The organism is Streptomyces sp. TP-A0874 (genome assembly GCF_001748085.1).
Taxonomy (GTDB): Bacteria; Actinomycetota; Actinomycetes; order Streptomycetales; family Streptomycetaceae; genus Streptomyces.
Genome location: NZ_BBZK01000014.1, coordinates 81,158 through 107,810 on the forward strand (window position 1 = coordinate 81,158; position 26,653 = coordinate 107,810).

Genomic DNA, 26,653 nt, shown 5'->3' on the forward strand with positions numbered 1-26,653 from the left:
GGTTACGCCGGGCGCTCCCCGGACCCGAGGGCGGCCCCGCCCCGGACCCGGTTCTCGTACAGCGGCCAGCAGGACAGCTCCTTCGGGGCCGGCCGTCGGTGGAGGAGCGCCCGCGCTCGGCGCTCACCGAGACTGCTGGCGTACCAGGGCTTCGCCGCTTCCTCCGCCTCCGGTCCGATCCGCCGGGTGAGCGAGAGGAGGGAGCACGAACGCGCCGGTTCCGGTAGCCGGTCCAGAGCCGGTACCGCGTCTGCGGAGAGCTGCTGGAGGTACAGGACGTCGATCTTCCCGGTCCGCTGGTAGCGGGCCACGTTGTGCTCGGCGATCAGCGCGTCGGGAGAGAGCAGTCCGAAGAGCAGTACGGCGGCTCCGGCGCTGGCCAGCACCGCACGGGGCAGCCACCGCCCGCCGACCACCCCGGCGACCATGGCCAGGACCAGGACGACGCCCAACCACAGCTCCACCCCGGCCACGGACAGCCGCAGACGGGTCAACCCGTAGGCGTCGACGTAGAAGTCCATACGGCGGAGCGCCGCGGCCACCACGACCAGGGTGAGGACGCAGAGCGCACCGAGCACGGCACGGACGAGCACCCGGTCCCCGGGGCCACCGCGGGGCGCCCAGCGCAGCGCGAAGGCGATCACCACCAGACTCAGCAGAGTGACCGCCAGCAGCTGCCAGAACCCCTGTCGGGCGTATTCCGCGTACGTCAGCCCGGTCTCCTCCAGCACTCTCCGGTATCCGCCGAAGAGCACCGCCAACTGCACCGCTATGAAGGCGGCGAAGAGCACGTCCAGCAGGATCAGCGGCAGCGCCCACTCCAACCTGCCGCGCGGACGCCCCGGCTGGAACTCGATCCGGTCCCAGCGCAACGGGGCCGCGGCCGTCCTGGCGGCGGCCAGCGATCCCAGCAGGCCCAGCAGGAAGAACAGGGCGGACAGCGGAGTACCGTCCACCGCCAACTCGGGAGTGAGACCGTCGAGCAGCTCCGCGAAGGCCGCGTCCGCCCCCGCGAAGAGCGCACCGAAGACGAGCAGCAGCAACAGCGCCACACCCAGCGCCCGGATCACCCGCCCCCACTGCCCGCGGGAGCCCTTCAGCAGCACCACCCGGGCGCCCCGCCATCCCCAGCGCAGGCTCGGTCCCACCGAACCGAAGGTGCCCACGGTGCCCAAGAGGACACCGTGCCAGGTCCGTCCGCCGTGCAGAGCCAGCGAGGACAGCAGAACGGCGGCGCCGACCGCCAGGCCGCTGGGCCAGCCGGCGTCCCGCAGAGCGGGGACGGCGAGCAGCGCAAGGCCACCGATCCCCCAGACCAGTGTCCAGGGCCGGACCCGGCGCCCGGCTGTTCGCGCCGCGAAGGCCGCCGCCAGCGCTGCCGGGAGGGCGACCAGCAGGAGGTTGAGACCGAGTCCGTCACCGTCCAGAAGCACCGCGCTCAGCACAGCGGTGGCCAGTACGGCCCACAGGGTGTCCGGTCCGATGGCCGCTGCCGGTTTCGAGGGGTCGACCGCCGTGACCCAAGTCGGCACGGCGGCCTGCGCCCCGTGGGGCCGGCTGCTCGCGGTTGTTCTCCGGGGAGCAGCGGCGGGCGGCTGCCCCTTCGGTTCCGGTGAGACGGACACTTCTTCGGTCATCGCTAGCGGCTCCCCTCCCTGCCGGGCGCACCGCCGGGAGCGGTGTGAACGGACCCGGCCCTGTGCGAGCGGTCCCTGGCGTCCCGGCACTGTCTCTGCGCCGGCCGGAGTTGTCCTGAACCGATCGGCGACAGCGTAGGGGCCCGGAGACACGCACAGTGGATCTCGTCCCAGCCACGGCACACAGCTGTGGCATGACCGTGACATTGATCGGGTTTTGGGTTGTCCTGCCGCGCAGCGGACGCCGGCGCCGCGCCCCACGAGGTCGGCCCCGTCACGATGCCCGGCAGGCGCTCCCGGCCACCGCTGGTGGTTCTCACGCCGCACCGTCCTGGAGGCCCTGGCAGGGCGAGCACGAGGAAGACCCCCTTGCGGCCGCCCGCTATCGGCCGCCATTCCTCAGCGGACGGCCTCCGCCTGACGCGGCACTAGCTGCTGGCCCCGTACCACTCGGGCACCCGCCAACGCTGGAACGGGCGGTCCAGCGCGTACCGTCCGTCCTCGCCCAGCAGGAGCATCCTGCTCTCGGCGTTGTCCGGGTTGGTCAATGACTCGAATTCGGCCACCGTCCAGTGGAACCAGCGCATGCAGAACAAGCGCATGGTCAGTCCATGGGTCACCAGGAGCACGTTCGGCGGATGGTCCGGTTCCTCGAAGCTGCGGTGCAGACTCTCCAGGAAGGCCCCCACCCGGTCGTAGACGTCGGCCCCCGACTCCCCCTGCGCGAACCGGTAGAAGAAGTGGCCGTAGGCGTCACGGTACGCCTTCTGCAGCCGGACGTCCTCGGCGTTCTGCCAGTTCCCCCAGTCCTGCTCGCGCAGCCGGGGCTCCTCCCTGACCCGCATCCGGGAGGGGCTCAGGCCGAACAGCCGAAAAGTCTGGTGAGTGCGCCGGTAGGGGGAGACGTAGGCGCTGACCCGTTCCTCGCCGAAGAGCTCGCGGAGCCGTTCACCGGCCCGCTCCGCCTGCTGCTCACCGCGCTCGGTGAGCCCCAGGGCGTGGTCGGGCTCCCGTTCGTAGATCGTGTCGTCGTCGTTCCCCACGGACTCGCCGTGCCGGATGAGGACGATGCGCTGGGGCCGTGCCATACAGCCACCCTAAGAGCTCCGCCGGCGAGAGTACCCGCGGTCCCCGACTGCGGTCGGCGTCCGGCGCCGGTTCGCACCTTCCGCGCCGTCGGAGGGTCACGCGAACGAACGCTGTCCGCCACCGACCGGCCCACGCCCCACGAGCGTCAGATGGTCCAGGACGGCTCGAGGTCGACCACCGCGCCGTCCAACTCGGCCACATCGGCTTCCAGGCGCGCCCGCAGGGCGAGCCGCGCCACCCGATCGGCCCGGTACTTCCCGTGTTCGGCGGCGGACGACCAGAGGGAGAACACCACGAACTCGCCTGCCGGTGCCTCACCGAAGACACCCCGCAGCATGCCCGGCGACCCGGCCATCGCCGGGTTCCACACCTTCTCCTGCATCGAGGCGAAGTGCTCCGCCTGGCCTTCCCTGACCCGGCAGTGGGCGACCCGCGCCACGTCCGCCTCGGCGAACGTGGGACGGAACCCAAGCTTCACATCGAACTTGCGCTCGAACAGTCTCACCTGGGCGTCTTTGAACGTGCCGGTCTGCGCCGAGCCGAGCCGGTCATGCGAACGCGCCATGAACGAGTCGTAGAACGCACGACTCTCCCAGAAGCCGAAGAGATGGGCGACATCCGGTCGGCCCCGGCACCAGCCACCCCCCTGCGCCCGGAAGCCCGGCTCACCGAGCAACCCCGCCCACTTCCGCTGTCCCCGCTCGAAGCCTCGGCGGTCGACCACCGTGCAGCGAATCCACTTGACCAGCACCGCGCCATCGTACGGCCAGCACCCGACCCCACGGCACACCGCAGCGGCCCGACCACCCTGGGCCACCGCGGAACGTCGGCACCATCTCCGACTGGCGCGATCTTCGGATGACGCCGGAACAACTGGCGGCGCTCAACGCGGAGCTGATGGCCGTCATCGCCCGCCACACTCCTGACCCGGAATCCGAGCCGGCACCGGACGCCCTGCCCGTCGTCATCCAGCTCCAGACGTTCCCCCGCAAGCAGCGTGACACGTGAGCGGGGGTACACGCGGCGGCCTTCTGCGCCGCCACCGTGATTTCCGACTGCTGTGGTGCGGCGAGACCGCCGGCAAGTTCGGTGCCTCCGTCACCGGAGTGGCGATGCCCCTGGTCGCCGTCTGGACCTCGCATGCGAGCACCTTCGAGGTTGGACTGCTGAGCGCCGCGGCCTGGCTTCCCTGGCTACTCATCGGCCTGCCGGTCGGTGTCTGGGTGGACCGGCAGCGACGCAGACCCATCATGCTGGCCGCCGCCGCAGCCTCTCTCTTACTCTTCGTGAGCATCCCGGTTGCCACATGGTTCGGCACTGCTGACGGGCGTGGCGGCCGTCTTCTTCCAGACCGCCTACACCGCCTACATACCCAGCATCCTGAAGCCGGAAGACCAACCCGAGGGCAACGCCAAACTGCCCGGCAGCGATGCCACCGCCCAGATCGCGGGCCTCGGCTCCGCTGGCCTGATCGCTCAGTTGGCGGGCGCCGTGAACGGATGTTCGCCAACGCCGTGACCTTCCTCGTCTCCTTCCAAGCGATTGGCGAGGTACATCCGCGGGTTCAGAGCTTTTCCACGGGTAGTGCAGTTCCAATACGCCGGAGAGGGTGCCGACCAGCAGTCGGCACCCTCTCTCAAGTGCGGCCCGGCACCGTCGGCAGCTGGTACCTCAGCGCCGCATCAGACGCGACTCCGCCCCGGCTACTGGCGGAGATCACTTATTCCTGGCGTGTCGTATTCCTCGCCTCAACCGCGCTTCGTGCTCGACGTCGCGGGCCTGGCCAGCGGTAGCCGAGCTGATCGGCGAACTCCTTTGAACCGCCGCAAACCTCGGCGACCTCGCGAGGGTCTTCGGCCGTGAGACGCGCCTCAAGGCGCTCTGCTTGGTCACCCGGGTCATCTCCGGAGACCGGAAGGATCATCCTGAACTGAAGCCAGGGATGGTCTTCTCTGATCGCGGAACGGCCGGGATGGAACAGGAAGACACTGATCTGGTCAGGTTCCCAGTGCCAAGCTGAAACGGCTCCCAGTTCGCATTTCCAGGTCGTCAGCCAGCCGACACGCTCCCGGAGCCGTTGCTCCAGCAGCCTGGCGACCGTTCGGGCCGGCCACTCCCAGCTGTGGTCGGTCGAGGCCCGGCGGACCTCCGCGTCGTACTGATTGACGTCGAATCGAAGCTCTGAGAGGTCGATATCGTCCTCATCCGGGTTGCGCCAGCCGCTCCAGATCACGTGTTGTCCCTCGCGCCTGATGGTCACGTAGACAGCGCCGCAGCAACCTTCCGTGCACTCGGCCTCGGCAAGCCGAACCTCGCGGGGGGTGTCTGTCGCGTGAAGCGGCGAATCCGGCGCCAACAGATACCGAGGGTCATCTGCCGGCCCCTCGTCGAACACGTCGGCCAGGATGTCTCGTCCGTTGATGATCGGTCGGCATTCCACGGTGCCGTGTCGGCTTCCCAGCGGTGGCACGATGATGCGGAGGGACAGCAGATGCGGTTCTGTGGTCATTGGCCGATGGTCTCGGAGTCAGTGGCAGTTGTCCTGCGTGTTTCTGCTTGAAGGGAGACGGGCGACTCCGTCCTGGACATTCTTGCTCGGATGCGTCCGCATGTCGTGGGCTCGGGCGGCGAGGTAGTCGGCCCAGGAGGTCTTGGCGAAGCCTGACCAGCGGAGGCGGTGTTGGGATGGAGGCCGAGGATGCTGGCGAGGACCGGTGCGGGCAGGTCGCCAGCGAGCGCGACCAAGGCCGCGTTTCGGGCTGGCCGGGTGTCGATTCCGTGGGGCAGGAGTTTCGAGCTGAGGCCCGTCTGGGACGTGGGGCGGCCGGGGACGAGGCCGCGGAAGAGCCAAGGCTCGCCGCGGTTGGTGCGGGTGAGGGCGGCCCGGGTGTGGGGTGCTTCGGCCAACTGGTGGAGGAGGCTGGCGAGGCGGGGCGGTAGCAGGATCGGGTGCCGGTCGATGGTGAGGTAGCTGTTGCCGTCGCGGCGGCTGAGTTGGGGCGCGGAGAGGTGCCGGACGTGGGACGCGTGCAGGCCGAAGAGCAGGATCAGTGCGCCGGCGGCTCGGGTGTCCAGGGCCATGGTGGAGTCGGTCAGGCACCGTTTCAGCAGCTGCCAGCGGCCGTCTTCGTCCATCAGTTGGCTGGGCTGCTGACGTGGGATGGAAGGGACCACGAGCTTGTCGGTGAGGCCACGGCCGGTAGTCCAGGACAGGAAGTAGCGGATCGTGTAGGTGCGGGTGTTGCCTGCGTCCAACCAGCGGTCGAGGTCGTCTTGTCGAAGTCCTCCCAGGTCGAGGCCGTGATCGTCGAGCCAGGCAAGGAGCTCCAGGGCCACCAGGACGCGGGTGCGGAGGAACGAGCCCGGCTCCGCCGGGCGGCGGCGCTGGGCGGCGCGTCGTCGGGCTCGTCGCAGCAAGTGCCAGCGTGCGTAGGGACGGACCAGCTGGACGTGGCCGGCGGGACGGTCGGCCAAGACCGTCTCCAGCCAGGCGGGGATGCGGTCGAGTTCCTCATCGCGCTCTAGGAGGGCGCCGAGGTGCACGAGGGTGTGGCAGACGTAGTGCAGGTGTCGGCTGGGCGGGAGCTGATCGAGCCGCTGGTGGGTGATCGGTTCGCCGGACGCGGCCAGGCTGGCGACGAGGGCGGCGTTCGGGATGTGCTTGAGCCAGTGCAGGATGCCGCGGGGACGATCGGCCAAGGCGAGAGCGTCCCGCAGCGGCTGTAGCGGTGCCGGGATGCGCCCGTCGGGACCGGACAGTAGCTGCTGGAGGCGGGCGATGAGGACGCAGCGGGCGCACTGCGCGCCGGCGTAAGTCCGGCCGCCGAGCCCGCAGGTGCGGCAGGTGTAATCGAAGGCGGTGCCCGCGCAGGCTCCGCAGATCCCGGTGCCGTCCTCGGCGATCCCGATCAGCGGCTGGTGGCGGCCGCAGCCTGTGCAGGTTGCGGCCGCGTCCAGCACGACGGTGTAGCAGGTCGAGCAGACCGGGCCGATCGGCCAGCGGGTGTGGACGCGGCGGGCCCGTCCGCAGCGGCAGCACTCCTGGGTCAGCCCCGGGCGGCAGGTCCGGCAGGTCCATGCGCCGTCCGTCCTGCGGTGGCAGGGGCGGACTTTCCCGCAGGAGGAGCAGGTCTTGGTGGGCCCGTTGTAGCAGTCCTCGCAGATGTCCGGCCGCGAGCCGGTGGCTCGACGAGCGATGCGTCGTACTTGTCCGCAGCGGCCGCATTCCTTGATCGGCTTCTGTCGCTGGTGGTGGCAGGACGCGCAGAGCGGCCCGTCGGGGCCGTTCGACTTGGCTGGGCCGGGGATGCCGCAGCTCACGCAGGTGTACTGGGGGCCAGTCCAGCAGGACGCGCAGAGGGGCGAGTTGTCTGCGCGGCGGGCGACCGGCATGCGTAGTTGGCCGCAGGCGACGCATTCTTCGACGACGTCCGGGTCGACGCGGTAGCAGGAGTAGCAGATGAGGCCCTCGGCTCGGCGGGCGGCGAGCCGGGTGTCGGTGCGGCCGCATCGATCGCAGATGCCCTTGCTGCTGCGGGCGGAGCAGTTGAGGCAGAGGCGTCCGTTGGGGCCGAGCCGTGGGAGGTCCAGGTTGGATCTTCCGCAGTCGGTGCAGGCTGGCCGGACCACGGCTGTGTGTCCCGTGGTGTGCAGGATCTTGGCGAGGCGGACTATGACAGGCGGGCAGTGGGCTTCGCCGGAGATTAGGGCCTCGGGGTGGTCGGCGAGGTGCTGGTCAAGGTCGCGGAGCGGGATGCCTCGGGCGGCCCGTGCCTCGGAGACAGCCTGAACGGCCTCCGCGCGTTCGAGGCCGGGCAGTGAGGCCATAAGGGCGGTGATCACCCGGTCCAGGGCGGCCTGCCGCTGTTCGACTCTCCGGCGGTCGCGGGCCTTGGTCATAGTCCCTCAGGCCGGCGGATCATGGTCCGCCGGGCGGTCGGCAACGGCCGGACCGGTGCTTCATCTGCGGTCTTGCGGATCTCCTCGTTGATAACCCGGACCTCGATGAGGTCGCCGGGTTGGCAGTCGAGGATGTCGCAAAGCGCCGCGAGGGTGTCCATCGACAGCCGCTGCGGGGGCTGGGTGACCAGGCGGAAGACCTGTTCGCGGGAGAGGGTGATGCCCCGTTCGGCGAGCGGTCCGACCAGGTCGGTGGTCTGGAACATCTGCCGTGTAGCCATGATCTGCCGCAGGTGCCAGCGGTAGCCCATCTTCTTGATCACGTCTCGTCGTCCTCCCAGAGATCGCCGTGCCGTTCCTTCAACACCCGCTGGAGCAGCCGGTTGCGGTACTCGTCCGAGACGCCGGTGTAGATCGCGGTAGTGCTGGCGTATGCGTGGCCGACCTGGTCCTGGACGAACCGCTCGGGGTAGCCGAACTCGACGAGATGCGTGACGTAGCTGTGGCGGAGCCCGTGCAAGTCGAGTTCTTCCGGCAGATCCGCGGCCTTGCGGGCGGTTTCGAAGGCTTCGTCCAGACGCCGGGTCGACATCCTGCCGCGGCGTTCGGTGATCCAAAGGGCGGGGTGTTTCCCCGGGGAGAAGGCCGGGCGGACCTCCTCCAGGTACTGATCGAGGAGGCCGACGCTCCAGTCCAGTTCAGGGACGGTCAAGACGGTGCGGCGCTTGGGCGGGCCGCCCTTGGAGGACTTTCCGTAGCGTACGAACAGGCCGCCGAACCGACCGTACTGCGGCATCTTCGGGTTCCGCCGCATGTCTGCCAGGTCGAGGCCGCATGCTTCCTGGCGGCGCAGTCCGTAGGCGTAGATGGTCTTGAGGAGGATCGCGTCCCGAAGGGCGGCGAGGGATCCCTTGCGGCGCCGGGCCCGGATCTCGTCGACCCGTGCGTCCGCTGCGTCGAACAGGGCCTGGACCTCGTCGTAGGTCAGCGGGCGCCGACTGGCGTCGCCCTCGTATTCGCTGCTGTGGGTGACCGTGTTCCACTCGTGCAGGATCTGCACGGGCGCCTGGCCGAAGCGTTCCAGACAGCGCACGGGCCAGCCGTAGCGAGCGTCGGTGGCGTACTCGCAGAACATTCGGAGGGCGTTCTGGTAGTTCCGCCCGGTGGACACGGCGAACTTTTTGCGGCGCGACCTCAGGTGGTCGATGAACGCCTCGACCTCGGCAGGTTCCCACTGCCAGGGGTACTGGTTGGTGAACTCCGCGAACCGCCGCACCACCGACAGCCGCGGTTTGATCGTCCCGTCCTCATCCAGGAACCGGGTCCTCTGCTGCCGGGCCCAGCCGTCCAGCATCGCCTCGAAAACCGCTGGCTCCGGCTCCAGATGCACGACGCCGTCGGCCAGCACCAGGTGCGCGGCACCCGGAAGATCCACCCCTCGACTCACGATGCATTTAACGCAACATCGTTGAATCAGTTACGGCGGCGTCCCTGGCCAGGGGAAACGGGACTGGCCGCCCCGGGTGTAGGCCCGGGGCGGCCAGGTGTCACTTCTTCTTGGACTTGCCGGTCTTCGTCTGCGACAACGCGCTGGCCGCCACAGACTTCTGCGCCGGGGTCGACTTCGGGCTGTTCAGCTGCTTGCTGGCCTTCGCAGCAACCTTCTTGCTGGTCTGACGCTTGTTCGTCATGTTCATCACTCCCTCCCTGGTTGCTTTTGCATCGCAGACCAGGACGTGATGTCATGCAGGTTCCTACACGCGCAGGACATTACGTTCCTGACTGCAACGACCGCCCGGCCTCCTACAAGGCTGGGCGTTCGTCATTCCAGGGGCTTGAGCCCCTGGAACGATCTCTTCTCGCGCCTTCGGCGCGACGCGTGTCCTCAGAACGCAGCCGTGGTGTACCAACTGCGGAAAGGGAGGGGCGTCAGCCCAGGGCTGACGCCCCTCCCTCACAGAGATCACACTTCAGATTCAGCTACGTCGGGTGTTGCATCCGACGCAATTCCGCCCGGTATCAGCTGCAGCCGCTGGTCGAGCCGCAGCCTTCGCAGAGGTAGCAGCTGCCTGCCCGCCGCATCTTGGTGCCGCAGGAGAAGCAGAGCGGTGCGTCCGCGTTCACCCCGAGTTGCATCTCGACCAGTTCGGTGGAGCTGTGCGCCTGCTTCGGTGCCGGAGTCGCGGCGGCAGCGTGGGCCGCCTGGGCTGCCGACGGCCGCTGCGGCTGCTCCTCCAGGCGGCGCGGAGCGGTCTGTGCGAGCGTCTCCGCGTCGAACTCGTCGTCGGCGTGCTCGTAGGAGCCGGTCTCCAGGTGCCGCTGGCGCTCCTCCGCCGAGTGGATGCCGAGCGCGGACCTCGTCTCGAACGGCAGGAAGTCCAGGGCGAGGCGGCGGAAGATGTAGTCGACGATCGACTGCGCCATCCGCACGTCCGGGTCGTCCGTCATGCCGGCCGGCTCGAAGCGCATGTTGGTGAACTTCGAGACGTAGGTCTCCAACGGGACGCCGTACTGCAGCCCGACCGAGACGGCGATGGAGAAGGCGTCCATCATGCCCGCGAGGGTGGACCCCTGCTTGGACATCTTCAGGAAGACCTCACCCAGCCCGTCGTCCGGGTAGGAGTTGGCCGTCATGTAGCCTTCCGCGCCCCCCACGGTGAAGGACGTGGTGATACCGGGACGGCCCTTGGGCAGGCGGTTGCGGACGGCACGGTACTCGGCCGGCCGACCACTCGACGGCTCGGGCTCCGCCTTGGCCTTCTCCTCCCACTTCTTGGTCGAGAGAGGCTGGCCCACCTTGCAGTTGTCGCGGTAGATCGCCAGCGCCTTGAGGCCGAGCTTCCAGCCTTCGAAGTAGACCTGCTCGATCTCCTCGACGGAGGCCGACTCGGGAACGTTCACCGTCTTGGAGATCGCGCCGGAGAGGAACGGCTGCACGGCCGCCATCATGCGGACGTGGCCCAGCGGGGAGATGGAGCGCTCCCCCATCGCGCAGTCGAAGACCTCGTAGTGCTCGGACCGCAGACCGGGGGCGTCGACGACGTTGCCGTGCTCGGCGATGTGGTCGACGATCGCGTCCACCTGCCCCTGCGGGTAGCCCAGTCGCTTGAGGGCCTTCGGCACCGTGTTGTTCACGATCTGCATCGACCCGCCGCCGACCAGCTTCTTGTACTTGACCAGAGCCAGGTCGGGCTCCACGCCGGTGGTGTCGCAGTCCATCATCAGGCCGATGGTGCCTGTGGGCGCGAGCACCGACGCCTGGGCGTTCCGGAAGCCGTTCTTGGCCCCTGTCCGGATCACGTCCTGCCAGGCCTCGGTGGCGGCGGCCCAGACCGGTGTGTCCAGGTCGTCGACCCGCTTGGCGTCCGCGTTGGCGTCGGAGTGCTGCTTCATGACGCGCTTGTGGGCGTCGGCGTTGCGGGCGTACCCCTCGTACGGGCCCACCACGGCGGCCAGTTCGGCGGAGCGCCGGTAGGAGGTGCCGGTCATCAGCGAGGTGATCGCGCCGGCGAGCGCCCGGCCGCCGTCCGAGTCGTACGCGTGGCCGGTGGCCATCAGCAGGGCGCCGAGGTTGGCGTAGCCGATGCCCAGTTGGCGGTAGGCGCGGGTGGTCTCAGCGATCTTCGGGGTCGGGAAGTCCGCGAAGCAGATGGAGATGTCCATCGCCGTGATGACCAGCTCCACGACCTTGGCGAAGCGTTCGGCGTCGAACGCCTGGTTGCCCTCGTCGTCGTCGCGCAGGAACTTCATCAGGTTGAGCGAGGCGAGGTTGCACGAGGAGTTGTCCAGGTGCATGTACTCGCTGCACGGGTTGGAGGCGGTGATCCGGCCCGACTCCGGCGAGGTGTGCCACCGGTTGATGGTGTCGTCGTACTGGATGCCGGGGTCCGCGCAGGCCCAGGCGGCCTCGGCCATCTTGCGGAAGAGCGCCTTGGCGTCGACCTCCTCGAGCACCTCTCCGGTCATCCGGGCGCGCAGCCCGAACTTTCCGCCCTGCTCCACGGCCCGCATGAACTCGTCGTTCACCCGGACGGAGTTGTTGGCGTTCTGGTACTGGACGGAGGTGATGTCGTCGCCGCCGAGGTCCATGTCGAAACCGGCGTCGCGGAGCGCTCGGACCTTCTCCTCTTCCTTCACCTTCGTGTCGATGAAGGCCTCGACGTCGGGGTGGTCGACGTCGAGCACCACCATCTTGGCCGCGCGGCGGGTGGCGCCGCCGGACTTGATGGTGCCGGCCGAGGCGTCGGCTCCGCGCATGAAGGAGACCGGTCCTGAGGCGTTGCCGCCGGAGGAGAGCAGTTCCTTGGAGGAGCGGATCCGGGAGAGGTTCAGCCCGGCTCCGGAGCCGCCCTTGAAGATCATCCCTTCTTCCTTGTACCAGTCGAGGATCGACTCCATCGAGTCCTCGACCGCGAGGATGAAGCAGGCCGAGACCTGCTGCGGCTGCTGGGTGCCGACGTTGAACCACACCGGGGAGTTGAAGCTGAAGATCTGGTGTAGCAGGGCGTGGACCAGTTCGTGATCGAAGATCTCGGCGTCCGCGGGGGAGGCGAAGTAGCCGTTCTTCTCGCCGCTCTCCCGGTAGGTCCTGACCACCCGGTCGATGAGCTGCTTCAAGCTCCACTCGCGGTCCGGTGAACCGACCGCGCCGCGGAAGTACTTGCTCGTCACGATGTTGACCGCGTTCACCGACCAGAAGTCGGGGAACTCGACGCCACGCTGCTCGAAGTTGATCGAACCGTCACGCCAGTTGGTCATGACGACGTCGCGGCGCTCCCAGACCACCTCGTCATAAGGGTGCACGCCGGGGCTGGTGTGGATGCGCTCGATACGGAGTCCCTTGTTGGCCTTGCTTCCCCTGGAGCGCGAACCCCGTGCCGGGCCACTCGTCGTCTCTGTCATGCCGCCTCCCTGTACGGGCGAAAAACGCCCTGCTGTGCCCGGTTCTTCCTTGGCACGGTGTCTGTTCTGATCCGCCGGAACGCTGCCCACGCCCCCGCACGTCTAGGTGGCCGTCAGTCGGCCCGATGGCCGCCGGCCCGCGCCCCCGCGGTCTCCGGCTCGGCCTGCGGCCCGGGCACCCGGCGACCGGCGGCCGGGACCTCGTCCGCCGCCTCCGGGTCTTCGGCCGCGGGGTCCTGCCGCTGCTGCCGCAGTTCGGCCACTGCCGCCTCGAAGTCCTCAAGGGAGTCGAAGGCCCGGTACACCGACGCGAAGCGCAGGTACGCGACCAGGTCCAACTCCTGCAACGGACCGAGTATGGCGAGCCCCACGTCATGGGTGGACAGCTCGGCGCTCCCGGTGGCCCGCACCGCCTCCTCGACCTGCTGGCCGAGCTTGGCGAGGGCGTCCTCGGTGACCGGGCGCCCCTGGCACGCCTTGCGCACTCCGGAGATGACCTTGTCCCGGCTGAACGGCTCGGTGACCCCGCTGCGCTTGATCACCATGAGCGACGCGGTCTCCACCGTGGTGAAGCGGCGGGAGCAGTCCGGGCACTGGCGCCGTCTGCGGATAGCGGTTCCGTCATCGGCGGTGCGACTGTCGACGACACGACTGTCGGGATGCCTGCAGAAGGGGCAGTGCATACCTCTCCCTCCCTCCTCGACCCTCGGTGACCGGCGCACGGCACAGCGCGACTCCACGGCTCCGAAAGGCCCGGGGGACTCTCTCGGATTCTCCCACCAGCATAGGCGATACCCACCGGGCGTGGAGACCCGGGGACCACAACTTATGGGTGGTCAGCGGCTATCTAACCACTAGATCTGGTAGTCGGCAGCCAGCTGCACCCTATCCCGCGTGTCGACCGACCGGGCCCGCCCAAACACTATCGACGTCCGTCGGCCGCGCCCCACAGAGGGCCACCGACATCACGTTGCGTGACGACACCACGGCAAGCCCCGGGGGTCGGCGGCGCCCAGGCGCCGACGATACGGTGCACCGGGCACCGGATCCCGGGGGCGGTCCACGGACGCCCCGTGGCGGCAGAGCGGCGGGGCGAGAAGGGGCCGAAAAGAACCGGACACACGCTCCATACACCCGACCCTCTGATCGCGTCAGGTAAACCCATAATTTTCACTCGAACGTGTGTTTGGCGCAACCTTTCGAAAGCAACTACCGTTGTCCAGCTAGGGAGAACATATCGAGAGGGGCCGACGTGACCACCGCCGCAGAGAGCGCCACCATCACCGCAGAGGACCGCTCCCAGCATGGACTCGAACAGACACCGCCGATGACGGAATCAGCCACGGAATCCGAGGGACAGCAGCCCGCCCGCTCCCTCCCCGGCCGACCTCCGGGCATCAGGGCGGACAGCTCGGGGCTGACCGAGCGGCAGCGGCGGGTGATCGAGGTCATCCGTGACTCCGTGCAGCGGCGGGGCTATCCGCCGTCCATGCGGGAGATCGGCCAGGCGGTCGGGCTGTCCAGCACCTCCTCCGTCGCCCACCAGCTCATGGCCCTGGAGCGCAAGGGCTTCCTCCGCCGCGATCCGCACCGGCCCCGCGCGTACGAGGTCCGCGGCTCGGACGGTGCGCAGACTCCCCCCGCGGACACTGCGGGCAAGCCCGCCGCCTCCTACGTGCCGCTCATCGGCCGCATCGCCGCCGGTGGCCCGATCCTCGCCGAGGAGTCCGTCGAGGACGTCTTCCCCCTCCCTCGGCAGCTGGTCGGTGACGGCGAACTGTTCGTCCTGAAAGTGGTCGGCGACTCGATGATCGAGGCTGCGATCTGCGACGGCGACTGGGTGACGGTCCGCCGTCAGCCGGTCGCGGAGAACGGCGACATCGTCGCCGCCATGCTGGACGGCGAGGCCACCGTCAAGCGCTTCAAGCGGGAGGACGGCCATGTCTGGCTGCTGCCGCACAACGCCTCGTACCAGCCCATCCCCGGCGACGACGCGACCATCCTCGGCAAGGTGGTCGCCGTACTGCGACGCGTCTGACCCTCTCCGAACCGAGGTCCCCGGAACCACTGTGCCGGCTCCGGGGACCTCGGCCGTTGAGTGGCCTGCCGCGGACCGTCAGAAGGTCCTGCTCCACCCCTGAAACGGCGACGGCGACGAGGGTCGCCCAACACCCCGCCAGGAAACCTAGCCGGCCATCAGCGCCCCGGGCCGGTTGCGACAGCCGCACGTCAACTACCGGCCGCCAGAACAAGCGAGATCACGCCTCGGTTCCGCCCGACCGTTCAAGAGCAGCCGCCGGGGATCAACCTTCCTCATCCCCGGTAGCCGCCGCGTCGATCGCTGCCAGCGAGCGCCGCACCTGGTTACGGTCGGTGGTGCACCAGAAGTCCGGCATCGAGGCGCGCAGGAAACCGCCGTAGCGTGCGGTCGCCAGCCGGGGATCCAGTACGGCGACCACCCCTCGGTCTCCGGAGGCCCGGATAAGGCGCCCGGCCCCCTGAGCCATGAGCAGCGCCGCGTGCGTGGCCGCGACGGCCATGAACCCGTTCCCACCCTTCTCCTCTTCGGCCTTCTGACGAGCCCCCATCAGTGGGTCGTCCGGCCGCGGGAACGGGATCCGGTCCATCACCACCAGTTGGCAACTGGCGCCGGGGACGTCGACCCCCTGCCACAGCGAAAGGGTGCCGAACAGGCAGGTCCGCGGATCCTCGGCGAACCGTCGGATCAACTCGCCAAGCGTCTCCTCCCCCTGAAGCAGGATCGGCACCTCCAGCTCGGCCCTGAGTGTCTCCGCCGCCCCCTGTGCCGCACGCATCGACGAGAAGAGCCCCAGAGTCCGTCCCCCGGCCGCCGACACCAACTCGGCCAGTTCTCCGAGCATGTCGGTACGGCTGCTCTCCCGGCCGGGCGGTGAGAGGTGCCGGGCGACGTAGAGAATCCCCTGCTTCCGGTAGTCGAAGGGTGAGCCGACATCGAGCCCCCGCCACCGCGGGCCGTCCTCGCCGTTCGGGTCAGCCTGCCGGGGGCCGCCTGGCAACTCGGGAACGCCCGGGGACTCAGGGCCGAGCCCGAGCGAGGCGCCGACTCCGTTGAAGTCGCCGCCGAGCTTGAGAGTCGCCGAGGTGAGAATCACTGAGCGGTCGGTGAAGAGCTTCTCCCGGAGCAGCCCGGCCACCGACAGCGGAGCCACCCGCAGCGAGGCTCCGAAGCGGTCGTGGCGTTCGTACCAGATGACGTCGTCCTCCGCCCCGGCCACGATTCGCTCCGCCACCGCGTGGACGTTCTCCACAGAGGCCACCGCCTGCCGACGGACCGCGTCCTCGTCCGCCAGCGACTTGTCCCGGGTGTTACCGAGGGCCGTGAGCACCGTGCGGGCGGCGTCCCGCAGGGCGCTCAGAGCGTAGCCGAGGTCTTCGGGGATCTCCTCGAGCCGGCCCGGCAGGGCCAGCTCCATCAGCCGCTCGAAGCTCTCGGCCGCGGTCTGCAGGTCATCGGCGACCTTCTCGTCGACCAACTTCGCCGCGCGCCGCACCGCCCGGTTGACGGACCCCGGAGTCAGTTCGCCGGTCGTGGCACCCGTCACCCGGGAGACCAGTTCGTGGGCCTCGTCGATGACCAGCAATTCGTGCTCCGGTAGCACCGGGGCGCCCTCGATGGCGTCGATGGCGAGCAGCGCGTGGTTGGTCACCACCACTTCGGCGAGCTTGGCCCGCTCGCGTGCCGCCTCGGCGAAGCACTCGGCACCGTAGGCGCACTTCGCGGCGGACAGGCACTCCCGGGAGGTGACCGACACCTGGGCCCAGGCCCGGTCGGAGACCCCGGGGGTCAGGCCGTCCCGGTCTCCGGTCTCGGTCTCCTGGGCCCAGTCCCGCAACCGCAGCAGGTCCTTGCCCAGCTTGCTGGTCGGCGTGGCGGACTTGAAGACGTCGAAGAGCCCCTCCTCCTCTTCCTGCGGGACGCCCTCGTGCAAGCGGTGCAGGCAGAGGTAGTTCGACCGGCCCTTGAGCATCGCGTACTCGGGCCGGCGGCGCAGCAGTGGGTGCAGCGCCTCCACGGTGCGCGGCAGGTCCCGCTCCACCAGCTGACGCTGGAGCGCCAGGGTCGCCGTAGCGACGACCACCGGCTGGCCCTGTGCCAGTGCGGGCACCAGGTAGCCGAGTGACTTACCGGTGCCGGTACCGGCCTGCACGAGCAGGTGGGAGCCGTCGTCGACGGCCTCGGCAACGGCCTCGGCCATGGCGATCTGGCCGGGACGCTCGGTGCCGCCGACCGCCGTGACGGCCGCGTGCAGCAGGTCGGAGAGAGAAGGCTTCGTCATAGCTGCTCCACCCTAACGACTGGGTACGACTGCCGGTGATCTCCTGCGGGACCGGAAGGCGCCGGAGGCGCCAGCCGATGGCCCCCTTGCCGGGCGCCCCCGCCCGGTATGGCGGGGTGCGGCGCACCGGTCGCCCTCACACCCCGGCGGTCGTACCCAGCCCGTGCGGGCGGCGGCGACCGCCTCAGACTCCGTGGAGGGGGTTCGGCACGGTTCCGTGGACCGCTGCGTGCGGACGCTCCGAGCGGTCGCGGTAACCGTCCATGTGGAGTCGGTTGCGATTGAGGCAGAGGCGCTCGATCCGCGGGGAGAGCAGGTCGAAGGCCTCGAACCGCTCCTTGAGCTCCGGAAAGCGCGCGTGGTACCGCAGGATCTCCTCGCGGACCAACGCCCAGAACTCCGCCTCAGGCACCTTCAGTTGTGCTTCACAGAGTGGAGCCAGGTACCGGAAGACCCCGATGAAGAGCCCGGAGTGGATGAATTGCGGCAGGAACCCCGGCGCCTCGGTGAGCAGCACCTGCCGCACCTCGGCGGGCATGCCGACGTGCTCGGGCAGGGGTTCGGCGCTGATGTTCACGTCGTCCACGAAGTCCTTCACCGCGAGCCGGACGGGTACGTCCCGCTCGTCGAAGACGACGATGGCGTTCTCACCGTGCGGGGAGAAGACCGTGCCGTAGCGGTAGAGGAAGTGCAGCAGCGGCGGGAGCAGGGCGGCGAAGAGGTGGCGCAGCCAGACCTGCGGCTCGAGACCGGAGCGGCGGACCAGTTCGGCGGTGAACGACCGGCCCTGGGGGTCGGTGTGCGGCAGGGCGGCGAGGGTCCGGGCCCGCTCACCCGGCGCGAGCTGTGGTTCCAGCGGCTCCCGCCAGATGCATCCGAGCAGTTCCCGGTACTGGTAGGGCACGCCCGGCAGTCGGTCGTAGATCGGGTGCTCCACGGTGACCGAGGCGGTCTCACCGAGCAGGACGACCCGCGTCTCCTCGCCCAGGAAGGGGTCCGAGTCGCGGATGGCGTGCACCCAGCCGGTGACGGCCGGGGCCGCGAGCGTCCGTTGGGTGGGCAGGCCCCGCCAGACCAGGGTGTTGAGCACCGAGAGCGGGAGTTTGACCGAGCGCAGTTCGGGACGGCTGCTGTTGAGGAAGGTCCGGATGGACTGCTGGGGCAGCCGAAGGTCGCCGTCGGTGGGGAGCGGCACGATCTCTCCGGCCGCGATCTGTGGTGCGAAGAGGGTCGCGATGCTCTCGTCCCACTGCCACGGGTGGACGGGGAGCCAGAGGTACTCCTCGGGGTCCCTCCCCAGTTCTGCGACTGTCCGCGCGAAGCGGGCCCGGGCGGTGGTGGGCAGTTCCTCGGCGTAGAGGCGGTCTGGGGTGTCCAGGCCGGGGACGCCTCGGTACCGGGCGAGGCTCCGGTGGACGGCCAGCCAGGGCAGCCTCCGCGAGGTCCGTGCTTCCGGCGCCCACTCGGCGGCGTCCTGGCTGGAGAAGCCGATCCGCCCCTTGTTCGCCACGATCCACGGGTGGCCGGTCTGGTGGCCCTCCAGCTCGGCCGAGCCGAGATCGGCGAGTTGCCCGACGGGCAGCGCGGTGGCCGCCGACCGTACGTCGGCGGCCAGGGTCGCGGTGAGTTCGCGCAGCAGGTGGCCGGTGGTGTCTCCGGTGAGTCCCAGGACGGTGTCGTGGGCCTCGCTCAGGAACTTCAACGGATCGGCGGACGGGCTGATCGAGTCCGGGTCGACCCGCCAGTGGCCGTAGCAGCCGCGGGCGGCCCGGAAGCGGTAGGTGACGTCCGGCCTGACGGTGAGGCGGTACTCGTCGAGGGCGTCACCGTCCGGCTCCGGTGTGATGATCTCCTCGTAGGCGAACTCCGCGAACATCTTGGCGAGCATCCGACGGCCGGCTCGTTCCCAGTCGGCTGCGCCGGGGGGCGGGGTTGCGGACACGGTCTGGTCCTCCTCGGTTCGGGGTGCCGGTGGTGCGGGGTGGTGGTCAGTGAGGCGCGGGTCCGCTGCGCGGCCGGCACCAGTTGACTCGGCGGTGGCCGGCTGGGCCGTCGGAAGAGTTTGGAGCGGACGGGGCTGCCGGTTTCACCGGGCCACCGGGTTGGCGAGGGTGACGTAGACGGACTGGGTGTCGACCGGGCCGACGAGTTCGTCGAGCCCCTGCAGCCTGGTCAGGAAGTTCGCCTTGCAGCGGAGGGTCGGAGAGTCCAGAAGCCGTTCCGGGAGCGGGGATCCGCTGCCGGACGCCTCCTCGACGAGGAACCCGCGGAAGGCGGCGAGCAGCGTCTGTTCGTCGGCCAGCCGCTGCGAACCGAACGCGCCGATCAGGCCGAGGACGTTGTTCAAAGCCAGGTAGTAGGTGAACCGCTCGTCGGTGACCTGGTCGGAGACGAAGGTGTCGCTCTCCAGACCGATGCCGGGCAGCCGCCGGTCGAGTTGGTCACGGCGCGACTCCCGGAAGTAGTACCCCTGGTTGTCCCGGTAGCGCCCGCCGACCGGCCATCCCTCGGGGTCGAGCAGGACGAGCGTGTTCTGCTGGTGCGCCTCCAACGCGACCCCCGCGACGCCGTCCAGCCACAGGATGGGCCGGACCACCGTCCGCAGGTAGCGCAGCAGCCATTCCACCGCCACCACCCCGGCCGGTCGCCCGGCTCGGTCGGCGAGTCGTTCGATCAGGTCCGCCAGTCGGGAGCGGGTGACCGGTGGGCCCGAGGTGGGCCAGGGGCGGGGGGAGACCAGCCCTGCGAGGCAGACGGCGTCGTCCAGGGGGCCGAAGGGGTTGTGGCGGACGACCACGTCGGCCCCGTGCAGGGGTTCGCCGTCCAGGTCGGACACGGCGATCCACGCCGGGTCCCGGATGATGTCGAAGGTCGGATGGACGCTCTGCCACTCCTGTCCCAGGCCGGTCCGGAGCAGGCGGTGCACCTCCACCCCTCGACGCAGCTCCTTGCGGAGGTTCTCACGGCGGGAGTTGGTGATCCGTACGCCGAGGGAGAGCTTGAGCATCGCCGAGGCACCCGTCCGGTGGACCGTCCGGATCGAGGAGGTCGGGTGCCAGTCGGGGCCGTACGGGCCCAGGTCGCGCAGCAGTCCCTTGGCGAAGAGTTCGGCGGCGGCCGGCCTGCTCCGCAGCTGACGCGCCTGCCACGGGTGGAGCGGCAGCGCTGCACAGCCCTCGGGCAGTGGCAGGCCGGGGCCGGCCAGTCGGAGCGCGAGCTGTTCGGCGGGGACACCGCGGCCGCGCTCGGTCCAGGCCGAGTCGGTGGCCAGCACCGACCGGTCGACGGCGTACCAGTGCAGGGGGAAGGAGCCCCTCAGCTCAGGCGAGTAGGCACGGCACTCGCTCTCGGAGAGCTCCTCCCTGCTGTTGGGGGTCGGGTGGAGCGGGTGCCCGAGGATGAGGGACTGCTCGCCCTCCAGGTAGCGGTCGGTCGGCCCGGGGTGGGGCGCCGCTGCCGGGTGCGCCCTCCGGTCGGCGAGGAAGACTGCGGTACGGCGGACGGAGTCGGCGACTCGGGCCACTGTTTCGCGGCCCGCCTCCGAGGCGGCCACCGGACCGGGATGTGTGGCCGCGCCCCGGTCGTCCGCCACCGAGCGGCGGTGGCGGTGGTCGGCCTCCCTGCTGAGGAGCGCCGCGAGGGTGACCGCGTCGACCGTCGGAGCGTCGGCGGGCGCGTTCTCCAGAAGGGCCGGGCCGAAGCGGTGCCATCCGGTCGGCGACCAGTACCTGACCGGCGCCAGCAGGGCTCCGCCCGTCGCCGCGAGGTCGATGCGCAACCAGGCGGCCGGGGGGCGCGGCAGGTCGTGTTCGCGCACCCAGCAGCGCAGCAGGTTCTCGACGGTGGCGGCGTCCGCCGCCGCCACCGGGTCCGGATGGTCCAGCGGATCGACTGCGCGGCCCGCTCCGGCGCCGGCGCCGCTCTGGCGCGGCACGGTGGGCTCGGTCGCCCGCCCCTGGTCGGACCGTCCGGGCAGCACGTTCCTGGGCTCATCGGTGTTCATGGGCTGACCGGCGAGTGCTCCCGGCTTCTGGCCGGGGCGACTCACCGCCTCCTTCTCGGTCATCGGTGGGGAACGGCCATGGCGGGAGTCCTTCCGGCTGGACGGCCGGCCGTCGGTCACCACGGGGATCCCGACCGACCGCGGTACGGCGGCCGACTCCCGGCGCCGTCCGGACCGCTCGGCGGGGTGCGGTGTCCCCGTGGAGACGGAGCGGTACCGGGGCGGAACCGGCTGTCCCGTCCACCGTTGATCGCCCCTCCCGTCCTACGGCTGAGGACCGTCCCTGTAGGGACAACGACGGTGCGGGCGAAGGAACACGGGCCAGGTGGGGAGAAGCTCGGAGGGGCGGCCCGGAACCGAGGGCCGGCCGCAGCCGTCCTCAACTTCACCGGCATAGTGGCCTCAGCAAGCCGTCAACCTCAGGACCGTTCCGTCCTTCCGTTCCTCCAGGGGGAGTTCTACCCATGGCATCGATACGCCGGCCGGCTCTCGCCGCCGCCGCGCTGGTCGCCGCACTCACACTCACCGCGACCGCGTGCGATCCGCAGGACGAGGCGGGCGGCAAGCCCGACTCCACTGCCGACCACAGCAACAGCGACCTCGCCAAGGGGCTGAAGGAGCGGTTGCGCGGTCTGGGTGTCGATCTGGAGAAGTGGAAGGGCGGCGCCTGGAAGGACTGGGACCGGGACAACTGGCTCCGTGAAGCCAGCGACTTCATCAACCCGATCATCGACAACCTCTGGGATCCGGAGCGCATGCACAAGGCGAAGGATCCCGCGAACGAGGTCAACCCCGAGGCTCTCAACGAGCAGGGCGTCACCGACCCGGTGCCCGCCCCCGTCACCGCGAAGCCCGTCCCCACGCCGTACCACGAGAACGCCGCCCCGGTGGGCAAGGTGTTCTTCGACAGCCCCAAGGGGGCCATGGTCTGCTCGGCCACGGTCGTGAAGGATCCGAAGAACCCGGGCAAGTCCAACCTGGTCTGGACGGCCGGCCACTGCGTGCACTCGGGCAGCGACGGCGGCTGGTACCGGAACATCGCCTTCGTCCCGTCCTTCAACGACACCGGTGTGGAGCCCTCCCAACTCTCCAGCACCCCGCGCGAGAAGATCGCGCCGTACGGCCAGTGGTGGGCCGACTGGGCCTCCACCTCGAGCCAGTGGATCTCCGGTGGCTCCAACTCCGGCGGTGAGGGCGCACCCTACGACTTCGCGGTACTCCACGTGCAGCCGGAGAACGGGGGCGGCAAGTCCCTGGAGGAGACCGTGGGAGCGGCACTGCCGGTCGAGTTCGCGGCACCGGCCATCACGGAGCTCGACACCATGGGTGCCTGGGGCTATCCGGCGGCGCCGCCCTACAACGGGGTCAAGATGCACTCCTGCGTCGACAACCCCAGCCGACTGTCGATCAAGGCCGGGCTGCCCACGATGTACCGCATCGGCTGCACGATGACCGGAGGTTCCTCCGGAGGCGGTTGGTTCGCACCGCAGGCCAACGGACAGCCGGCGCTGGTGTCCAACACCTCCATCGGTCCCGCCAGCGGCAACGGCTGGCTCGCCGGACCACGGCTCGGCTCGGAGGCCAAGGCCGTCTACACCGCCGTCAGCGACAAGTTCGCCGGCAACTGAGTCTCCGGGAAACGACGCGCAGAGGGCCGTGGGCCCGTGCCCCTTGGTGGCACGGGCCCACGGCCCTCCGTCTGTCTCCGCTCACGCCCGTGTCTGTCCCCGATCACGCCGTCTGTCTCCGGTCGCTCACGGCATGGCGTGCGGGTCTCCGTGCGGCACGGAGACCCGCATGGCCCGCATGGTCCCGGTCTAACGCAGCGTGGCGAGCGCGTAGGGTCGAAGATCGGCGGCGAGTTCCTCGGACACCCTTGCCCTGAGCAGGGTGCCCTCGCCGGTGTGCTCCTCGGAGAGCACCTCGCCGTCCGCGTGCGCCCGGGAGACCAGGCCGCCCTCGGTGTACGGCAGCAGCGCCTCGACCTCCACCTTGGGACTCGGCAGCGATTCCTCGATCAGCGTGAGGAGTTCGTCGATCCCCTGTCCGGTGCGCGCGGACACCACCACCGAGTGCGGCTCCGCCCGCAGCAGCCGTTGGAGGACCAGCGGGTCGGCGGCGTCGGCCTTGTTGACCACCACGATCTCGGGGATGTCCCCCGCCTCCACGTCGCGGACCACCTCGCGGACGGCGGCCAACTGCTCCTCCGGCGCCGGGTGTGAACCGTCCACCACGTGCAGGATCAGGTCGGAGTCACCGACCTCCTCCATGGTGGAGCGGAATGCCTCCACCAGGTGGTGCGGGAGGTGGCGGACGAAGCCGACGGTGTCGGCGAGCGTGTAGCCGCGCCCGCTCGGGGTCTCGGCCCGGCGAACGGTCGGGTCCAGGGTGGCGAAGAGCGAGTTCTCCACCAGTACCCCAGCCCCGGTCAACCGGTTGAGCAGCGAGGACTTGCCGGCGTTGGTGTAGCCGGCGATAGCCACCGAGGGGACCTGGCGGCGCCTGCGCTCCTGCCGTTTGACGTCCCGGCCCCGCTTCATGTTCGCGATCTCCCGGCGGAGCTTCGCCATCTTCTCGCGGATCCGGCGCCGGTCGGTCTCGATCTTGGTCTCACCGGGGCCGCGGGTGGCCATACCGCCACCGGTGGAACCGGAGCCACCGCCACCCATCTGCCGGGAGAGCGACTGGCCCCAGCCCCGCAGCCGGGGCAGCATGTACTGCATCTGGGCCAGCGAGACCTGTGCCTTGCCCTCTCGGGACTTGGCGTGCTGGGCGAAGATGTCGAGGATCAGGGCCGTGCGGTCGACGACCTTGACCTTGACGACGTCCTCAAGGTGGATCAGCTGCCCTGGAGAGAGTTCTCCGTCGCAGACCACGGTGTCGGCGCCGGTCTCCAGGACGATGTCACGCAGTTCGAGCGCCTTGCCCGAACCGATGTAGGTGGCCGGATCGGGGGTGTTGCGGCGTTGGATCACGCCGTCCAGCACCATCGCGCCGGCGGTCTCGCTGAGCGCGGCGAGTTCGGCGAGGGAGTTCTCCGCGTCCTGGATCGAGCCGGAGGTCCACACTCCGACGAGAACCACGCGCTCAAGGCGCAGTTCCCGGTACTCGACCTCGGTGACGTCCTCGAGTTCGGTGGACAGGCCCACGACCCTCCGGAGCGCCGCACGGTCCGAGCGGTCGTACTGCCCGCCGTCGCGCTCCGCGTCGGTCTCATCGCTCCAAGCGACGTCCTCTTCCATCAAGGCGTCGGCCCGGAGGCTCTCGGAGCGGCGCTGGGCGTCCTGGGAAGAGAAAGAAGAGGAGGTCATTGCATCCTTTGGCTTGGGATTAAGTCCTTGTCCGGACAACGCCGCGTGCGCTCGGGAGATTCCCCCGGCTCCGGCCCTGCCGACCCCTCAATGGTCCCACGGCGGGTGCGAACCGTCACTCCGATTTGCGCTCGCCGGCCCGCCCCGCTCCCCGCACCGGCCCCGGCTCCACACCGGGATCGGCGCTCGACGGCAGCGCCGCGGGGCCCGGCCGACTGCTCCGCTCCACGTCGTAGACGCCCGCCACCTCGCGCATCGCCCTGATCAAGGACGGCAGGCCGGCGGCGTCCGCCAGCCGCAGGGTGTAGGTGTGGCGGACCCGCTGCTCGTGGGGCGGCTCGACCTCGGCGGAGACCACGGCGGCTCCGGTCCGGGCGATCGCCTCGGTGAGGTCGGCCAGGAGGTGAGCTCGGCCGAAGGCCCGGGCGACCAGCGTGACCCGGTGGCCGCCGCGCGCCGGCTCCCCGCGCCCGCGCCAGCGGACTCCGACGGTGTCCCGCCCGGCGACGGCCATCCGGGAGACCGCCGGACACTGGGTGCGGTGCACCGTGACGGCGCCCGCCCGCGCTTCGATGCCGGTCACCTGGTCGGGGGGCGCGGGGGTGCAGCACCCGGCGAGCCGTACGGTGGCCCCGGGCAGGTCGGTCTCGGCCGTCGGCTTGTCCGGCGTGGCCTCCGCTCTGGGCACCCGCCGTCCGAGAGCCGACGGCCGAAGCGATTCCGCGCAGCCGGTCCCCGCAGGTTCCCCCGTGACGGCCGGAGCGGGGCCGCCGCACTCCGGCTCGGGGTGGGCGTCCAGCCAGCGGCTGATCGCGATACGGGCCGACGGCGTACGGACGTGCCCGAGCCACTGGGGCGAAGGCCCCGCCGTGGGGTCCTGGGACATCAGCAACTGGATGGTGTCCCCGTCCCGGAGGACGGTGGAGAGGGTGGCCAGACGGCCGTTGACGCGTGCCCCGATGCAGGTGTGCGCGGCCTCGCCGTGGAGGGTGTAGGCGGCGTCCACGCAGCTGGCCCCCGGCGGGAGGAGCAGGGTGCCGCCCTCGGCGCGGTAGACCGTGACCTCCCGGTCCTGCGCGAGTTCCTCCCGCAGCGAGGCCCAGAAGGTGTCCGGGTCGGGTGTGGCCCGCTGCCAGGCCAGCAGCCGGGAGAGCCAGCCCGGCCGGGTCGGATCGCCCGGCTCGCCCTCGCCGGCGCCGCAGCCGTCGTCCGCGACGTGCGGGTTGCCCAGTGCGATGACGCCCGCCTCGGCCACCCGGTGCATCTGGCGGGTGCGGATGAGGACTTCGGCCACCGCTCCGCCCGAGCGGGCGGCGACCGCGGTGTGCAGCGACTGGTAGAGGTTGAACTTGGGAACGGCGATGAAGTCCTTGAACTCGGAGATGACCGGCGTGAAGCAGGTGTGGAGCTCTCCGAGGACCGCGTAGCAGTCGGCGTCCTCCGAGACCAGTACCAGAAGGCGGCCGAGGTCGGCCCCGGTCAGCTCGCCTCGTTTGAGGCTCACCCGGTACAGCGAGAACAGGTGCCGGGGGCGGATGAGGACCTCCGCCTCGATACCCGCCTCCCGCAGTATGCTCCGGAGCTCCTCGGCCATGCCGGGCAGCGGATCGGGGCGCCCCGCTCGGTCCAGCACCAGGCGGCGGGTGCTCTCGTACTCCCGTGGGCGCAGCACCCGGAAGACGAGGTCCTCCAACTCGGTCTTGAGCGCCTGGACGCCCAGCCGCTCGGCGAGCGGGATCAGGACGTCCCCGGTGACCCTCGCGATCCGGGCCTGCTTCTCGGGGCGCATCACGCCCAAGGTGCGCATGTTGTGCAGACGGTCGGCGAGCTTGATCGACATGACCCGCACGTCGTTGCCGGTGGCCACGAGCATCTTCCGGAAGGTCTCGGGCTCGGCCGCGGCCCCGTAGTCGACCTTCTCCAGTTTGGTGACCCCGTCGACGAGGTAGCCCACCTCGTCCCCGAACTCCGCCTGGACCTGCTCGAGCGTCACTTCGGTGTCCTCGACCGTGTCGTGGAGCAGAGCGGCCGTCAGCGTGGTGGTCTCCGCTCCGAGTTGGGCGAGGATCAGGGTGACGGCCAGCGGGTGGGTGATGTACGGATCCCCGCTCTTGCGCATCTGACCCCGGTGCGAGGACTCCGCCAGCAGGTAGGCCCGGCTCAGGGTGTCGAGGTCGGCGGCGGGATGATAGGCGCGGTGCACCTTCGCCACGTTCTCGATGGCGTCCGGCAGTCGGTGCCGCGGCGGCGGTCCGAGAAGCGCGGCCCGGCTGAGTCTGCGTAGGTCGATGCTGGGTCGGCCGCGCCTGCGGCCGAGTGAACCGTGCGGCGTGTCCGCTGCACTCATGGGCTCCTCCGGCGGCGTCGACCGGTTGGTCTGGGGCGGCCGTTCCGCCCGTGGCCCCGGTGCGGGCCCACGGCGAGATACCCCTGGACGCCTGTCGCGTCCGGAACCGGTGCTTGATGCTACCGACCCCGGAGGCCGCCGTCGCA

18 protein-coding genes and 1 pseudogene are annotated in these 26,653 nt (G+C 70.1%); 4 read left to right on the forward strand and 15 right to left on the reverse strand.

What is annotated here, in order from left to right; genetic code table 11:
- Positions 1-2: 2 nt before the first annotated feature.
- The 3 genes from BGP73_RS20850 to BGP73_RS20860 all read right to left on the reverse strand — a co-directional run bounded on the left by BGP73_RS20850 (position 3) and on the right by BGP73_RS20860 (position 3,477).
- Positions 3-1,637, reverse strand: coding sequence for a DUF4153 domain-containing protein (locus BGP73_RS20850; protein WP_079127728.1), 1,635 nt, complete (start codon positions 1,635-1,637; stop codon positions 3-5).
- Positions 1,638-2,065: 428 nt separating this feature from the next.
- The gene (locus tag BGP73_RS20855; RefSeq protein ID WP_069817224.1) at positions 2,066-2,725 is read right to left on the reverse strand and encodes a histidine phosphatase family protein; all 660 of its coding nucleotides are present in this window, start codon (positions 2,723-2,725) and stop codon (positions 2,066-2,068) included.
- A 146-nt stretch (positions 2,726-2,871) separates the two neighbouring features.
- On the reverse strand, positions 2,872-3,477 hold the full coding sequence (locus BGP73_RS20860) for a YdbC family protein (protein ID WP_069817227.1): 606 nt from the start codon (positions 3,475-3,477) through the stop codon (positions 2,872-2,874).
- A gap of 107 nt (positions 3,478-3,584) precedes the next feature.
- Here BGP73_RS20860 and BGP73_RS20865 point away from each other — a divergent pair, with 107 nt between their 5' ends.
- Together BGP73_RS20865 and BGP73_RS20870 are read left to right on the forward strand one after the other, a co-directional pair.
- Positions 3,585-3,734 (forward strand): hypothetical protein, encoded by a 150-nt coding sequence (locus BGP73_RS20865; protein ID WP_244501299.1) that lies wholly within the window; start codon positions 3,585-3,587, stop codon positions 3,732-3,734.
- A pseudogene (locus BGP73_RS20870) lies at positions 3,731-4,271 on the forward strand (MFS transporter); the annotation flags it as partial. The gene BGP73_RS20865 and the pseudogene BGP73_RS20870, both read left to right, overlap by 4 nt.
- Before the next feature lie 175 nt (positions 4,272-4,446).
- On the opposite strand, the gene BGP73_RS20875 reads toward BGP73_RS20870, so the two are convergent.
- The 7 genes from BGP73_RS20875 to nrdR form a co-directional block, all read right to left on the reverse strand.
- Complete coding sequence (locus tag BGP73_RS20875) at positions 4,447-5,235, reverse strand: hypothetical protein (protein ID WP_069817229.1); 789 nt, start codon at positions 5,233-5,235, stop codon at positions 4,447-4,449.
- Complete coding sequence (locus BGP73_RS22800) at positions 5,232-7,625, reverse strand: hypothetical protein (RefSeq protein WP_069817231.1); 2,394 nt, start codon at positions 7,623-7,625, stop codon at positions 5,232-5,234. Before BGP73_RS22800 ends, BGP73_RS20875 begins: the two co-directional genes overlap by 4 nt.
- Positions 7,622-7,948 carry a helix-turn-helix domain-containing protein gene (locus BGP73_RS20885; protein ID WP_069817233.1) on the reverse strand — a complete coding sequence of 109 codons (327 nt, stop codon included), beginning with the start codon at positions 7,946-7,948 and terminating at the stop codon, positions 7,622-7,624. The genes BGP73_RS22800 and BGP73_RS20885 overlap by 4 nt, the downstream gene beginning before the upstream one ends.
- Positions 7,945-9,060, reverse strand: coding sequence for a tyrosine-type recombinase/integrase (locus BGP73_RS20890; RefSeq protein ID WP_079127732.1), 1,116 nt, complete (start codon positions 9,058-9,060; stop codon positions 7,945-7,947). The genes BGP73_RS20885 and BGP73_RS20890 overlap by 4 nt, the downstream gene beginning before the upstream one ends.
- Before the next feature lie 112 nt (positions 9,061-9,172).
- Complete coding sequence (locus BGP73_RS23235) at positions 9,173-9,316, reverse strand: hypothetical protein (RefSeq protein ID WP_170837901.1); 144 nt, start codon at positions 9,314-9,316, stop codon at positions 9,173-9,175.
- 328 nt (positions 9,317-9,644) lie between these two features.
- The gene (locus BGP73_RS20895) at positions 9,645-12,527 is read right to left on the reverse strand and encodes a vitamin B12-dependent ribonucleotide reductase (RefSeq protein WP_069817240.1); all 2,883 of its coding nucleotides are present in this window, start codon (positions 12,525-12,527) and stop codon (positions 9,645-9,647) included.
- A gap of 113 nt (positions 12,528-12,640) precedes the next feature.
- Complete coding sequence (gene nrdR, locus BGP73_RS20900) at positions 12,641-13,210, reverse strand: transcriptional regulator NrdR (protein WP_244501300.1); 570 nt, start codon at positions 13,208-13,210, stop codon at positions 12,641-12,643.
- Positions 13,211-13,779: 569 nt separating this feature from the next.
- Here nrdR and lexA point away from each other — a divergent pair.
- Positions 13,780-14,565 (forward strand): transcriptional repressor LexA, encoded by a 786-nt coding sequence (gene lexA / locus BGP73_RS20905; protein WP_069817242.1) that lies wholly within the window; start codon positions 13,780-13,782, stop codon positions 14,563-14,565.
- A gap of 265 nt (positions 14,566-14,830) precedes the next feature.
- On the opposite strand, the gene BGP73_RS20910 is transcribed toward lexA, so the two are convergent.
- The 3 genes from BGP73_RS20910 to BGP73_RS20920 all read right to left on the reverse strand — a co-directional run bounded on the left by BGP73_RS20910 (position 14,831) and on the right by BGP73_RS20920 (position 20,912).
- Positions 14,831-16,846 (reverse strand): ATP-dependent DNA helicase, encoded by a 2,016-nt coding sequence (locus tag BGP73_RS20910; protein WP_069817245.1) that lies wholly within the window; start codon positions 16,844-16,846, stop codon positions 14,831-14,833.
- Positions 16,847-17,030: 184 nt separating this feature from the next.
- Entirely contained in the window at positions 17,031-18,734 is a 1,704-nt protein-coding gene (locus BGP73_RS20915; protein WP_069817247.1) for an IucA/IucC family protein, read from the reverse strand.
- 198 nt (positions 18,735-18,932) lie between these two features.
- Positions 18,933-20,912 (reverse strand): IucA/IucC family protein, encoded by a 1,980-nt coding sequence (locus tag BGP73_RS20920; protein ID WP_244501301.1) that lies wholly within the window; start codon positions 20,910-20,912, stop codon positions 18,933-18,935.
- A 401-nt stretch (positions 20,913-21,313) separates the two neighbouring features.
- Here BGP73_RS20920 and BGP73_RS20925 point away from each other — a divergent pair, with 401 nt between their 5' ends.
- Entirely contained in the window at positions 21,314-22,477 is a 1,164-nt protein-coding gene (locus BGP73_RS20925) for a trypsin-like serine peptidase (RefSeq protein WP_069817249.1), read from the forward strand.
- Between the two features lie 189 nt (positions 22,478-22,666).
- Here the strand turns inward: BGP73_RS20925 and hflX are convergent, their stop codons facing one another.
- Both hflX and BGP73_RS20935 read right to left on the reverse strand, forming a co-directional pair.
- Positions 22,667-24,160: a GTPase HflX gene (hflX, locus tag BGP73_RS20930; protein WP_069817251.1), complete on the reverse strand. Its 1,494-nt coding sequence runs from the start codon at positions 24,158-24,160 to the stop codon at positions 22,667-22,669.
- Positions 24,161-24,275: 115 nt separating this feature from the next.
- Positions 24,276-26,507, reverse strand: coding sequence for a RelA/SpoT family protein (locus tag BGP73_RS20935; RefSeq protein WP_079127733.1), 2,232 nt, complete (start codon positions 26,505-26,507; stop codon positions 24,276-24,278).
- Positions 26,508-26,653 lie beyond the last annotated feature (146 nt).

What these genes read in the sequence shown, in the direction of transcription:
- BGP73_RS20895 (WP_069817240.1), bottom strand. Translation starts at nt 12,527, where the DNA reads ATGACAGAGACGACGAGTGGCCCGGCACGGGGTTCGCGCTCCAGGGGA.
- BGP73_RS20920 (WP_244501301.1), bottom strand. Translation starts at nt 20,912, where the DNA reads ATGACCGAGAAGGAGGCGGTGAGTCGCCCCGGCCAGAAGCCGGGAGCA.
- hflX (WP_069817251.1), bottom strand. Translation starts at nt 24,160, where the DNA reads ATGACCTCCTCTTCTTTCTCTTCCCAGGACGCCCAGCGCCGCTCCGAG.
- BGP73_RS22800 (WP_069817231.1), bottom strand. Translation starts at nt 7,625, where the DNA reads ATGACCAAGGCCCGCGACCGCCGGAGAGTCGAACAGCGGCAGGCCGCC.
- BGP73_RS23235 (WP_170837901.1), bottom strand. Translation starts at nt 9,316, where the DNA reads ATGACGAACAAGCGTCAGACCAGCAAGAAGGTTGCTGCGAAGGCCAGC.
- BGP73_RS20875 (WP_069817229.1), bottom strand. Translation starts at nt 5,235, where the DNA reads ATGACCACAGAACCGCATCTGCTGTCCCTCCGCATCATCGTGCCACCG.
- BGP73_RS20910 (WP_069817245.1), bottom strand. Translation starts at nt 16,846, where the DNA reads ATGACGAAGCCTTCTCTCTCCGACCTGCTGCACGCGGCCGTCACGGCG.
- BGP73_RS20850 (WP_079127728.1), bottom strand. Translation starts at nt 1,637, where the DNA reads ATGACCGAAGAAGTGTCCGTCTCACCGGAACCGAAGGGGCAGCCGCCC.
- nrdR (WP_244501300.1), bottom strand. Translation starts at nt 13,210, where the DNA reads ATGCACTGCCCCTTCTGCAGGCATCCCGACAGTCGTGTCGTCGACAGT.
- BGP73_RS20915 (WP_069817247.1), bottom strand. Translation starts at nt 18,734, where the DNA reads ATGCTCGCCAAGATGTTCGCGGAGTTCGCCTACGAGGAGATCATCACA.
- BGP73_RS20925 (WP_069817249.1), top strand. Translation starts at nt 21,314, where the DNA reads ATGGCATCGATACGCCGGCCGGCTCTCGCCGCCGCCGCGCTGGTCGCC.
- BGP73_RS20865 (WP_244501299.1), top strand. Translation starts at nt 3,585, where the DNA reads ATGACGCCGGAACAACTGGCGGCGCTCAACGCGGAGCTGATGGCCGTC.
- BGP73_RS20855 (WP_069817224.1), bottom strand. Translation starts at nt 2,725, where the DNA reads ATGGCACGGCCCCAGCGCATCGTCCTCATCCGGCACGGCGAGTCCGTG.
- BGP73_RS20935 (WP_079127733.1), bottom strand. Translation starts at nt 26,507, where the DNA reads ATGAGTGCAGCGGACACGCCGCACGGTTCACTCGGCCGCAGGCGCGGC.